Origin of the sequence: Dyadobacter sp. Leaf189, from assembly GCF_001424405.1 — a bacterium.
Classification (GTDB): Bacteria; Bacteroidota; Bacteroidia; order Cytophagales; family Spirosomataceae; genus Dyadobacter.
Genome location: NZ_LMPS01000005.1, coordinates 191,827 through 203,593 on the forward strand (window position 1 = coordinate 191,827; position 11,767 = coordinate 203,593).

The 11,767-nt window shown below is 50.9% G+C and carries 9 protein-coding genes; 4 read left to right on the forward strand and 5 right to left on the reverse strand.

The genetic code is table 11. The annotated features are described in order from the left end of the window. Positions 1-10: 10 nt before the first annotated feature. From ASG33_RS15275 to ASG33_RS15290, 4 genes are all read right to left on the reverse strand, one after another. Entirely contained in the window at positions 11-1,453 is a 1,443-nt protein-coding gene (locus ASG33_RS15275; protein WP_056287065.1) for a RagB/SusD family nutrient uptake outer membrane protein, read from the reverse strand. Between the two features lie 11 nt (positions 1,454-1,464). After that, positions 1,465-5,004: a TonB-dependent receptor gene (locus tag ASG33_RS15280; RefSeq protein WP_056287068.1), complete on the reverse strand. Its 3,540-nt coding sequence runs from the start codon at positions 5,002-5,004 to the stop codon at positions 1,465-1,467. Positions 5,005-5,051: 47 nt separating this feature from the next. Next, positions 5,052-6,236 (reverse strand): FecR family protein, encoded by a 1,185-nt coding sequence (locus ASG33_RS15285; protein ID WP_082489245.1) that lies wholly within the window; start codon positions 6,234-6,236, stop codon positions 5,052-5,054. Positions 6,237-6,305: 69 nt separating this feature from the next. Further along, a complete protein-coding gene (locus ASG33_RS15290; RefSeq protein WP_056287070.1) occupies positions 6,306-6,899 on the reverse strand; it encodes an RNA polymerase sigma factor in 594 nt (197 codons plus the stop codon). A 142-nt stretch (positions 6,900-7,041) separates the two neighbouring features. Here ASG33_RS15290 and ASG33_RS15295 point away from each other — a divergent pair, with 142 nt between their 5' ends. Continuing rightward, positions 7,042-7,539 (forward strand): DUF1579 domain-containing protein, encoded by a 498-nt coding sequence (locus ASG33_RS15295; protein ID WP_056287073.1) that lies wholly within the window; start codon positions 7,042-7,044, stop codon positions 7,537-7,539. Between the two features lie 20 nt (positions 7,540-7,559). Here ASG33_RS15295 and ASG33_RS15300 read toward each other — a convergent pair whose 3' ends face one another. Then, positions 7,560-8,558 (reverse strand): 2-hydroxyacid dehydrogenase, encoded by a 999-nt coding sequence (locus ASG33_RS15300; RefSeq protein WP_056287076.1) that lies wholly within the window; start codon positions 8,556-8,558, stop codon positions 7,560-7,562. 182 nt (positions 8,559-8,740) lie between these two features. Here ASG33_RS15300 and ASG33_RS15305 point away from each other — a divergent pair, with 182 nt between their 5' ends. The 3 genes from ASG33_RS15305 to ASG33_RS15315 all read left to right on the forward strand — a co-directional run bounded on the left by ASG33_RS15305 (position 8,741) and on the right by ASG33_RS15315 (position 11,682). Then, positions 8,741-9,775 carry an SDR family NAD(P)-dependent oxidoreductase gene (locus ASG33_RS15305; RefSeq protein WP_056287079.1) on the forward strand — a complete coding sequence of 345 codons (1,035 nt, stop codon included), beginning with the start codon at positions 8,741-8,743 and terminating at the stop codon, positions 9,773-9,775. Between the two features lie 78 nt (positions 9,776-9,853). Continuing rightward, positions 9,854-10,663, forward strand: a complete 810-nt coding sequence (locus ASG33_RS15310; RefSeq protein ID WP_056287083.1) for an AraC family transcriptional regulator — start codon at positions 9,854-9,856, stop codon at positions 10,661-10,663. 74 nt (positions 10,664-10,737) lie between these two features. Continuing rightward, on the forward strand, positions 10,738-11,682 hold the full coding sequence (locus tag ASG33_RS15315; protein ID WP_056288504.1) for an AraC family transcriptional regulator: 945 nt from the start codon (positions 10,738-10,740) through the stop codon (positions 11,680-11,682). Positions 11,683-11,767: the final 85 nt, after the last annotated feature.

Sequence of the window (11,767 nt, forward strand, 5' to 3'; positions counted from 1 at the left end):
ATCAGCTCATTTAAAAAGTATAGCCTGGATTTTGTTTAATTCCTGCAGGGTTCACGTCGATCTGCGTTTGCGGGATCGGGAACACAGCATTGAATTCGGCGACTACCGGTGCATTGAAATGTGCATTCATCACAGCTACCTCGCGGCCCGTGCGCACCAGGTCAAACCAGCGGTGGCCTTCAAAAGCAAGCTCCACCTGCCGCTCGTGCTCTATCGCAAGCGCAAAGGCAGCTTTCGACAGGCCAGCAGGCAATACCGCTAGCTTGGCACGCTTTCTAACCGCATTGATCGCCTCGTAAGCTTCGGCAGTAGCTCCATTGCCGGCTTCATTGATCGCCTCGGCGTACATCAGGAGCACGTCCGCATATCTCAAAACCACCCAGTTGTTGTCAGCATCGCCTTCGGCAAACGGTGTATCGCGGTATTTCAAAGTGTAGGGATCGGCAACGAATTTGCCCGTCGTATTATCCGTGTAACCCACCGCCAGCGAGGCTGCCTTTCTTGCGTCGCCGGTTTCGTAGGCATTGATCAGGTCGGTGGTAGGAATGTTGCGTCCGCCTGCAAATCCGATCTGGATAACCGAGCTGCCCGAGTTACGGGGTGAAAAGTTGTTGTAAAAGCTGCTTCCCGTGCCCGTTCCGCCTTTTTTAAACTGAACCTCAAAAATCGACTCCTGGTTGTTCGCATTCGCGACCGGCCACAATGCAGCGTAATCGTCGAGCAGCTTATAAGTACCCTGCGCGATTACTTCTTTCAGGATATCCCTCGCTTTGGCATAATCCCGTACCGTGAGATATACCTTCCCGAGCAACGCTTTGGCAGCGCCTTTCGTCGCCCTTCCAACATCATTTCCCGTGTAAGTAAGCGGCAGCTGTGCAGAAGCTTCTGTCAGGTCTGTGATAATCTGTGCGTACACTTCCGACTGCGGCACGCGCGCCTGGCTATACCCTTCGTCTACGGATTTGGTTTCAGACAGCACCAGCGGCACGTCGCCAAAGGTGCGTACCATATTGAAGTACATCAGCGCACGGAGGAATTTCGCTTCTCCTATGAAACGCTGGCGCATTGTGTCGTCCATGGTTGCTCCACCAATATGGTCCAGCACCGCATTGCACGCCAGGATACCCCGGTAAGTATCGATCCACATCAGACGGATGATCTCGTTTGTTGACGACATTTTGAACTGGTCCAGCTCCGCATCGGGCAGGTTGCCGCCGCCTTCCCAGTTCATCGTATTATCCGACCTTACTTCGGAAACATTGTAGTACGCATACCCATATTCTCCCGGCGAGGCCAGCATTCCGTAAGCCGCGGTGAGCGCAGCCTGCATATCGGATGCGTTTTTGTAAAAATTACCCACGTTGGCCGTGTCTCTTGGCGAAAGATCAAGGAAATCGGAACAGCCGGCGGACAAAAAGACCAGTGAGGCAAGTGTTATTTTATAGAGCTTCATAATGGGTTTAGTTAAAATGTGAGGTTTACGCCGAGGGTGTAGGTACGTGCCAGCGGGTATCCATTGAAATCCACGCCGGGTGTCAGCGAGCTGCTTCCGTTCAGGCTTTGCTCAGGGTTATAACCCAGGTATTTGGTAAAAGTCAATGCATTTTGAACCGAAAGACTTACGCTTGCCTGCTGCATAAAAATGGCTTTGGCGGCTTTCTCAGGCAATGCATAACGCAGGTTCACGTTCCGGATGCGGAAAAACGAAGCGTCTTCAACAAGCAGGCTCGATACATAGCTCACATTCCCTCCCGTAGGCGACACATTGGCGCGTGGCGTTCGGCCGTCACCGGGGTTCTCGGGCGACTGCCAGCGGCCGAGTACATCCTTGCGGCTGTAACTTCCATTCACCAGACCGATGTTCCTGCGTGATCCGTTCAGGAGCTGGATACCCTGCACGCCGTCTGCCAGAATGCTGAGGTTCAGGCGACCGTAGCTGAAATTGTTGGTGATACCGTAGAAAAAATCAGGACTGTTGTCCCCGATGATCGTAACATCGCTGGGAGTGATCACGCCGTCACCATCAATGTCGCGAAATTTGAGGTCGCCCGGGCGGGAGCCTGTGCTTCCCTGTACAACCGGACTGTTTTTTACGTCTTCCGCGTCGCGGTACACACCGATCGCATCATACCCCCAGAAGCTTCCGATAGGTGAACCGATCTTTGTAGTGTGCGTATTTGGACTGAAAGAAGGACTTTTTGAGATAATCGCATTGCCCGACGGGCCAAGCTTGACAACCTTGTTCTTGTTGAAGGAGATATTGAAGCTCGTCGACCATTTGAATGCACCCGTGAAATTTTTAGAGTTCACGCTGAATTCCCAGCCGCGGTTGTTCAGCTTGCCGATGTTCTGCAATGCCGTTTCGTAGCCGGTTGAGGCAGGTACAGGCACATTCAGCAGCAGGTCTGTTGTGTTTTTGTTATAATAATCAATTGTAAATGTCAGCCTGTTTCTCAAAATACCAAAATCAACTCCGATATCCATCTGGTGCATTACTTCCCAGCCAAGCTGCTCGTTGGTGATGGAGCCCGGATATAATCCGTAGGCGACAGTGCCCGTGCCCGCGCCCAGGCTGTACCGGCGGTTGGAAAGCAGACCAATGTGATTGTAGTTCCCTATCGTGTTGTTACCCGCCAATCCATAGCTCGCACGGAATTTCAGGTCTGTTACCACTTGCTGGCCTTTCATGAATTCTTCTTCAGACAGGTACCAGCCCACCGAAGCAGAAGGGAATGTACCCCATTTGTTACGCGCGCCAAACCGGGAAGAACCATCGCGGCGGACCGTCGCAGAAAGCAGGTACTTGCTTGCAAAAGTATAGTTAACGCGGCCCAGGTACGAGAGCAGCGACCATTCCGAAATGCCTGTTCCACCGGCAGTAACCTGGCCTGCGTTAAGGGTAGGTACGAGGTCAGTCGGGAAGTTGGTAGCAGACATGGAAGAGTATTCAGACTTGGCTTTTTGGGAGGTAAAACCAGCCAGCAGGTCGAGTTCGTGTTTTTCGTTAAAGGTCTTTTTATAAGTCAGGATATTCTCATTGAGCCAGTTCAGGTCGCGGATACTGCTTGCTGTGGCGCGGGCCTGCACCGGCGCAGGTACTCCATTCCAGCCCAGGTTGGACGGGTAAAAAGCAGCTTGTCGCGAATCGGCATAATCCAGGCCGAATGATGTACGGAATTTCAGGCCTTCAATAATATCAATCTCGGCATACACATTGCCCAGCGTTCTGAAAAATGACTTTTTGTCTTTGATTTTGCTGGCAATCGCAACGGGGTTGTCAATCACACCAATGTTATAAGGCGAAGGTCCCAGTAAAGTAGTGAACGAACCGTCGGGATTGTAAACGGGTACAGTAGGAGGGAGCGACAGCGCCGAGCCGAGTATCCCGCCTGTGAAAACCTGATCTTCTACCGGGAGCAGCTTGTTTGACGAAAATGAAGGCGACAAGTTCATTCCAACCTTCATTTTTTTAGAAACGCGGTGATCGAGGTTAATGCGTGCCGAGTAGCGGTCGAAGCCCGTATTCATCACGATACCATCCTGGCGGAAGTAGGCGCCTGACATAAAAAGCTGCGTTTTGTCAGTTCCACCCGCTACCGAGAGCTGGTAATTTTGGATGGGCGCAGTTACAAAAACTTCATCCTGCCAGTCGGTACCCTTGCCGAGCGACTGCGGGTTCTGGAACATTTCAGGGATCTGTAAATTGGCCGGACGCGCGCTGTTTGGATCTGTTGCTTTGCCGCCGCGATCCACCCACGCATTATTCCGCGCCTCGGTATTGTACGCTGCATATTCGCTGGCATCCAGCATTTCAATCTTGTTTGCCACCTCCTGAACACCAAAATAAGCATCAAACTGGACAACCGACTTGCCCGACTTACCGCGCTTGGTAGTAACCAGTACCACCCCGTTACTTCCCCGTGAACCGTAAATGGCCGCCGCAGAAGCATCTTTTAATATTTCGATGGATTCAATGTCGCTGGGGTTAATGGTAGAAAGTGCATTGAAGCTGCCATTGAAATCGGCAGATACCGGAAAACCGTCGATCACATACAGCGGCTCATTGCCTGCGCCAATGGACCCGGTTCCGCGCACACGTACCGACACGCCGCCGCCCGGCGCGCCTTTGGTTTGCGCTACATTCACACCTGCGATTTGTCCGCCCAGCGCCTGGTCGAGGCTGGTAACCGGCTGATTTGAAATGCTTTTCATCGGAAGCGAAGCCACTGAGCCTGTGATGCTGCTTTTATTCTGGGTACCGTAGCCTACTACGACCACGTCATTCAGCGACTTGGTATCCACCGACATGCCGAAACTGATTTCCTGCCTGCTGCCTACCGCAATTTCCTGACTTTTATACCCTACAAAACTGGCGATCAAAACCAGCGATTCCTGAGCGTCCGTTTCAGGTACATTCAGCCTGAATTCTCCATTTGCGTCGGAAGTAGTCCCGTTCTGCGTGTTTTTCACGAGAATGCTCACGCCTGGGAAAGGATTGCCGTTTTCGTCGGTTACCCTTCCGCGGATCAGCCGGTCGAGGCTGTGCGGCGGCTCTTCAATGCTCCGGTAATTAAGCTGGATGTTCGGTTTGATCTCAGGCGTTTTTACGGGCATCAGATTTTCCTGCGGCTGCCTTTTGGAGACTGCTTTCAGGACAATGTTCTGATTGAAAATCTTGTAGGAGACCGGAAGGTCCCGGAAGACAGCGCCGAGCGCCTGGTCGATATCTGCATTCTTCACCTTCACCGAAACCTTCTGGCCCTCGGGCAGGTCGAGCTTGTCGTACAGAAAAAGGTAGTTCGTTTGCTTTTCAATCGTTTTCAGGACGCTTTTCAGCGGTGTGTTTTTCGCATGGATCGAAATCTTCTGGCTGAAACCATCAGCCGTGACCTGTGAGAGTGTTACGATCAGCAAAAGCATTATCCGGGTCATCGCGATAAAAATTTGGGCAACAAGATAAGGCCGCTTACGACCTGCTACGCAGGGTAAGTAGTGGTTTTTCATAAAAATTAAAGGTTTAGGATAGTTTAAACGTAATACTATATACGCGCTTATTGGTCGATGATGATCTGCTTGTTGTCCAGTTTGCAATTCACACCCGCATACCGGAGCATACCTACAATTTCCGACAGGCTAACCTGTCTCGACACACGCCCCGTGAACTGTTTCAGGGGGATTTTTCCATTGTAATTGATCCTGACATCATACCAGCGTGACAGCTGGCGCATTACTTCTTCCACGCTGGCATCCTGGAAATAGAACTCGCCATTTTTCCACGCAACTGCCTCTTCAACAGGTGTGTACTTTGTTTTGATCTGCCCCGTAACGAGGATGGCAGCCTGCTGGCCGGGTTTTAGGCGGGCGTTCTGACCTACATTTTTAATGTCGACAGAACCTTCCACGAGCGTTGTTTTGGAAGCGCCTTCCTCAGGGTACGCCATGATGTTGAAGCTCGTGCCAAGTACCAGTACTTCCGATTGGTTGAACTTCACGATGAATGGTTTGCGCTTGTCTTTGGCAACCTCAAAGTAGGCTTCGCCGGTAATTTCAACCTTCCGTTCCGAGGCTGCAAATGCCGACGGGAACCGGATGGACGAAGACGCATTCAGCCACACTTTGCTGCCGTCGGGCAGGCGCACCTGGTACTGGCCGCCTTTCGGGGTCGACAGCGTGTTCATGCTGATGGTGCCGGTCCGTTCGTCCGCTTTTGCATTATACACCAGGATACCCTCCTGCGCTTTCCTGATCTCCGCATTCCCCTGGCGCGCCACAAAGCCGCTTTCTACCTGGTCCAGCGCAATCGCAGAGCCGTCGGACAGGGTGAGCAGCGCTTTGTTGCCGCCCGGTTTTACGTCGGCCGTGTGGGTAACACCCGCGACGGAATCGCTGTCTTTCAGGCTGTTTTTAGCATTGTACCAGATTCCTAAACCGGTGAGCACGAGCATTGCCGCAGCGGCGTAGCGCAGCCAGTTGAGGCGTACCACCTTTTTCTCGGGAGCGGCTTGCTGGCTGGCTGCATCCAGGATCGCGCTCAGCATAGCATTGCTTTTTTCTTCTGTAAAAAGCGTCTCGTTGCCTGTCTGTTCCAGCCAGTTAGTTTTGAGATACTGTTCCAAAAGTGCATCATACCGGCCGGCGCGAACGAGGTCCATGAGTTCCTGTGTCTCGTCTTCGGTGGCATTCCCGTGGTAGTAGCGGTCAAACAGGTCGTGCAACCTGCGTTCGGTATTATCCATTATCAGTTGATTGTCGAACTTCACCAACAGGACAAACCGGGCAGGCGAAAAGGGGCTATTGCAATGGAATTATTTTGAAAAAAAATAATGAGCTGCGAGCAGAAAGCTTATTATCAATTTGTTACGGATATGTGAAGAAATCGATTCGGTTGCGATCTGAAGATATTTCTTCACGGTTTCCCTGGATATATTCATCTGCGCGGCGATCTCCGCATAAGAAAGGCGCTGGTGGCGGCTCAGCAGGTACACCTGTTTCTGCTGTGGCGGGAGGAGGTCTATCGCCTCGTCGATCAGCAGGTAGCGGTGGTCTTCCTCAATGGTATCCGCCACCGGGAAATGCTCCGAATGCAGATCCACATCCACGATCCTGGCGCTTTCGCTGGCCGCTTTTTTCAGGCAATTCAATGCTGCATTTTTTGAGATCACGTAGAGGTATACCGGGAAATTATTCACCTCCGCGAGCAGTTCTTTGTTAAGCCATATTTTGAGAAAAACATCCTGTACTACTTCCGCTGCCAGCTCTTCTGACCTGGTAATGCGATAGATATGCATCCCCAGCCGCTGGTGGTAATGATTGAAAAGCGCAGCAAATGCACGCTCGTCACCCTCGGACACCCGACGCAAAACTTCGCTTTCCCGATGCATAGCAGTGAGGTAGGGCATTTTGGTGAATGGGCGAATGGTTTGATGAAAATGGGTTAGTGGCGGAAGTTAACAAAGAGCTTGTATTTTCCATTCTACTGCTGAGTGTTTGTGAGGCTTATATTCTTATTTTTGTTTTGAAAAAATGACATAAACAACCCATATGAGCAAGTCCAAATTCGAGATCTCACTGGAATCCGGCATTCACCAGCACATCCATGCAATGGTCGGGAAGTGGGAGGGTGTTACCAAAACCTGGTTCGAGCCCGGCGTACTCGCCGACGAATCACCCATGTCGGGCAGTATCCAGCCTATCCTGGGCGGGAGGTTCCTGTTGTACCAGTACGAGGGTACTTTGACCGGCAAACCTTTTGAAGGTTCAGCGACGATCGGGTACGACATTGGCAATGAAAGATTCCAGGTAGCCTGGGTGGACAGCTTTCACATGGGAACTGCGATCATGCTTTCCGAAGGCAGCTCAGTCGAGCACGGGTTTTCAGTGCTGGGCGCATATGGCGGGCCGGGTATCCCTGTTCCCTGGGGCTGGCGCACGGTGGTGCAGCTCAATGAACCCGACCAGCTTACCATAACTGCATACAATATCTCACCGGAAGGCCAGGAAGATATGGCGACTGAAACGGTGTACCGGCGCGTAAGCTAAGTCCCGACCCTTATTTCTGTTTATACAAGAAGCACTGCCTGATTTTCCAGTGTCTCACCTTTGCTGAGCTGATCAATGCTTTTCAGGGTGACCTGCGCAATTTCAGACAGTGCTTCTTCGGTGAAAAACGCCTGGTGCGCGGTTACAAGCACATTCGGGAAGCTCATCAGACGCTGAATGGTATCGTCCTCGATAATGCTGCCTGAAAGATCTTTAAAAAACAGTTTATCCTCCTGTTCGTACACGTCAATACCGAGGTAAGCCACGTGCTTGTTTTTCAAAGCCTGTATCACATCGGCGGTGTTGATCAATCCGCCGCGGCTTGTGTTGATCAATGTTACACCCTTTTTCATGATCCCGAGTGACTGCTCGTTGATCATATAATGCGTATCCCCGTTCAGCGGGCAATGCAGTGAAATGATATCGCTGGTAGCCAGTACCTCATCGAGCGGCGCATATTCGACTCCTGCATTTTTAAGCGCTTCGTTCGGGTAAAGATCGTGGGCGATCACTTTGCAGCCAAAACCTTTCATGATGTGGCAGAACGCACTGCCGATTTTCCCGGTACCGATCACGCCAACTGTTTTGCCAAAAAGATTGAAACCCAGCAACCCGTTCAGGGAGAAGTTTTGTTCCCGAACCCGGTTGTAAGCTTTATGCGTTTTCCGGTTGAGGGTGAGCAGCATGGCCACGGTATGTTCGGCGACTGCCTGAGGGGAATACTCAGGTACGCGGCAAACTTTGATCCCGTGCGACCGGGCAGCTTCCAGGTCAACATTATTAAAGCCTGCACAACGCAATGCTATGATCTTGACGCCCCTTTCAGCCAAAACACCAATTACCTCCGCATTGACCTTGTCATTTACAAAAACACAAACCGCCTTTTCATCCTGAACTGCATTGACGATATGCGGCCCCAAATGGGTTTCCAGGTATTCAATTTCAAAACCAAAAGACTGGTTGTAGGCATTGAAAAACTGCTTGTCATAAGGTTTGGCAGAAAAGAACAGGACCTTCATACGAATGGGTTTAGATGGTAAAAAGTGCAAGGCTGCGGAGCAACGTCAGCCTCAAATGTGTAAAACAATCGGGTATTGTCAAAATCGGTGACGTTCTTAACAAAGTAAATTGACGTTCCTAACAAAATGCGGTCGGCGCGCACCGGGTAATTTTGTCCTATCACTTTTAAACAAAACCTCAAATGGGACAAAGCAATTATCAGGGCGCTTTACAGCGGAAATTAAATTCAGGCTTCCATGCAGCATCGACAGCAGGTGAGGTAATCAGCGGCATCGATCTCACAGGAAAAACCGCGATCGTGACCGGCGGTAATGCGGGTATCGGACTGGAAACCACCAGAGTTTTGGCAGCAGCCGGAGCTACCGTGATCGTTCCGGCCAGGGACGTAGAAAAGGCAAGGAGAAATCTGGCAGGCATTCCGAATGTGGAATTAGGGGAAATCGATTTCATGGACCCGGATTCGATCGATGCATTTGCGGCTGCTTTTCTGGCAAGCGGGCGGCCGCTCCACCTGCTGATCAACAATGCGGGTATTATGTGGGTACCGCTGCGGCGCGACAGCCGCGGGATCGAGTCGCAGCTGACCACCAACTACCTCGGCGCATTTCATCTCACTGCGAGGTTGTGGCCTGCGCTGGTCAGAGCGCGCGGTGCCAGGGTTATCAATGTATCTTCCCTGGGTCACCAAAGGGCGCCTTTTGACTTTGAAGATCCCAATTTCCTGCATCGTGCCTACGAAACCCTGCAAGCGTACGGACAGTCGAAAACGGCCAGTAACTTATTTGCGCTCGAACTTGACCACTTCGGAAAAGCTTTCGGTGTGAGGTCATATTCGCTGCACCCAGGTTCTATTCACGGTACGGAACTTGGCCGGGAGGCTTCGTTGGAGCTTTTTCAGCAAATGGGCTTTATGGATGCCGAGGGTAACTTGTTGCCCGAAGTAGTTGCCGCTCTGAAAACGGTCCCGCAGGGTGCAGCCACAACGATCTGGTGCGCCACAAGTCCGCTGCTTGATCATATCGGGGGTGTTTACTGCGAGGATGCGGACGTAGCTGAGCTGAGCCTGGAAGGGAATGCAGGAGAAACGCAGCGCGGGGTCAAATTGTATTCACTGGATGAAACAAATGCCAAAAAGCTCTGGAAATGGAGTGAGGAAATAACGGGTATTTCGTTCGGGGAGGAACGCAATGCGGAAGTGGCACAAAGCCAGCTTTGAGTCGGCCGAGGTTTGCTGTGGATGTTTTTGTTATCTTGATTCAATCGTTTAAGTCTGGCCGGCGGAAAGCCCGTTTTTATGGAACACATTTCAAAATACCTGACAAAAGAAATCAAACTTTCCAGCTACGACGACAAGCTTTTCAAGTCGGACCTGATGTTTGACGATCATATGCTGATCTGGTTTATTTCAGGAGAAACCAAGATTATTCAGGCAGACGCAACTTACTATTTCCGGACAGGCGACATTTTCCTGATCCCCAGAAACCAGCTGGCGACAATCGTTAATTATCCCAAAAATGGCTTACCCCATAAAACGGTGGTCATGCATTTGTCGACCAGCCGGCTCAGGGCGTTTTATGACAAAGTGGAAGTAAGACGGCAAGCAGTTCCTGCCCAGAAAATATTCAGCTTCAACAACCATCCATTGCTAGAAAGCTGCATGACTTCCCTGATACCTTACTTTGATGTGAAAGGTGAATTTCCGGAGACGATCGCCTCGCTCAAAATCACCGAGGCGATCACGATCCTGCGCGAGATCGACAGGAATGTAGACAGCGTGCTGGCCAATTTTGACGATCCCGGTAAGGTTGACCTGGTTGATTTCATGCAGCGCAATTTTATGTTCAATATGTCAATGGAAAAACTGGGTTACCTCACCGGAAGGAGCTTGTCGACTTTTAACCGTGACTTCAAACGGATATTCAATGTGACACCCCAGAAATGGCTTACTGAAAAGCGGCTTGAACTGGCACATTACCAGTTGGCGCAGCAAAAGAAGAAGCCGATTGAAGTGTACCTGGAAGTAGGTTTCGAAGACCTTTCGCATTTCTCATTTGCATTCAAAAAGAAATACGGAGTTGCTCCAACGCAGGTGCAGCAGGTGTAAAATGAACCGGCCAGCGCATTTTGTATCAGTTCGGGCGGCTGTTATATTTGGACAAAGCAAAATTGTCAACACAAATGGAAAACGCAACGATCCCCCGGCTTGAACTCGAAGCTTTTGCGCAGGACAGCTACGAAGTGCCTATGCTTGACGTGACGCATTACCCCGTTGATTCCAGCTTTTTTGTAATAGAAAACCGAGACAACTATCCCGTCAGGAACTACATATCGCCGCATCGCAGGAAGTTTTACAAGATATTTCACATGACTTCCGGTACCGGTGTGCTCACGATTGGGTTGCACAGATATGAAATGGGGCCGAATGAAATCGCATTCCTTCATCCCGATGAGATCATGTCGTGGCAAACTACTTCCAGCGAAACGGGCGGGCATTTCTGTCTCATTCACCCCGGCTACTTCGGTCGCGAAGCAGATCATGTGCTTCAACTGTTCCGGCAATATCCCTATTTCGCCAGCGACAAAGCGGTTATTCAGCTCACAGACGAGCAGTCCGACCGGATTGACGGCTACTTTAAAACAATGCTGAGAGAAGAGCGGGGCAGCAGTGAAGATAAGAAGCAGGCTATTTTGCTCCATTTGCAGATGCTCCTCCTGGAAAGTCAGAGGGCCGGAAAGAACAGGGCTACCGCCGCAACTCCCGAGGGTTACGGGCATATCTATCGTTTTTTGTCACTGCTCGAATCCGCATTCCAGGTGGAAGAACGGAGTTCGTATGCCAGACTGAAAACTGCGGCCGAGTTCGCGGACGAATTGCAGGTACATCCCAACTACCTGAATGCATTGGTGAAAAGCCAGACAGGAAAAACTCTGAGGGAACATATCCAGGACCGTTTGCTGCACGAAGCCAAGTCCCTGCTGGTGCAAACCGACTGGGGGATCAACGAGATCAGCGACGGGCTGGGTTTTTCTGGTCAGGCGGCTTTTACCTCGTTTTTCCGGAAAAAAACGAATACCTCGCCTTCTGCTTTCAGGAAAAGTACGTTTGTGCCGGCCCATATTTGAAAGTCGCAAATTCACCTGTGATCCGAATAAGTGCCTCTCCGAAGCTTGTGAGCAACTTTGTATCATACAAATTAACAACTCACAA

What these genes read in the sequence shown, in the direction of transcription:
- ASG33_RS15300 (WP_056287076.1), bottom strand. Translation starts at nt 8,558, where the DNA reads ATGAAGGTCCTGTTCTTTTCTGCCAAACCTTATGACAAGCAGTTTTTC.
- ASG33_RS15275 (WP_056287065.1), bottom strand. Translation starts at nt 1,453, where the DNA reads ATGAAGCTCTATAAAATAACACTTGCCTCACTGGTCTTTTTGTCCGCC.
- ASG33_RS15315 (WP_056288504.1), top strand. Translation starts at nt 10,738, where the DNA reads ATGGAAAACGCAACGATCCCCCGGCTTGAACTCGAAGCTTTTGCGCAG.
- ASG33_RS15290 (WP_056287070.1), bottom strand. Translation starts at nt 6,899, where the DNA reads ATGCCCTACCTCACTGCTATGCATCGGGAAAGCGAAGTTTTGCGTCGG.
- ASG33_RS15280 (WP_056287068.1), bottom strand. Translation starts at nt 5,004, where the DNA reads ATGAAAAACCACTACTTACCCTGCGTAGCAGGTCGTAAGCGGCCTTAT.
- ASG33_RS15305 (WP_056287079.1), top strand. Translation starts at nt 8,741, where the DNA reads ATGGGACAAAGCAATTATCAGGGCGCTTTACAGCGGAAATTAAATTCA.
- ASG33_RS15310 (WP_056287083.1), top strand. Translation starts at nt 9,854, where the DNA reads ATGGAACACATTTCAAAATACCTGACAAAAGAAATCAAACTTTCCAGC.
- ASG33_RS15285 (WP_082489245.1), bottom strand. Translation starts at nt 6,236, where the DNA reads ATGGATAATACCGAACGCAGGTTGCACGACCTGTTTGACCGCTACTAC.
- ASG33_RS15295 (WP_056287073.1), top strand. Translation starts at nt 7,042, where the DNA reads ATGAGCAAGTCCAAATTCGAGATCTCACTGGAATCCGGCATTCACCAG.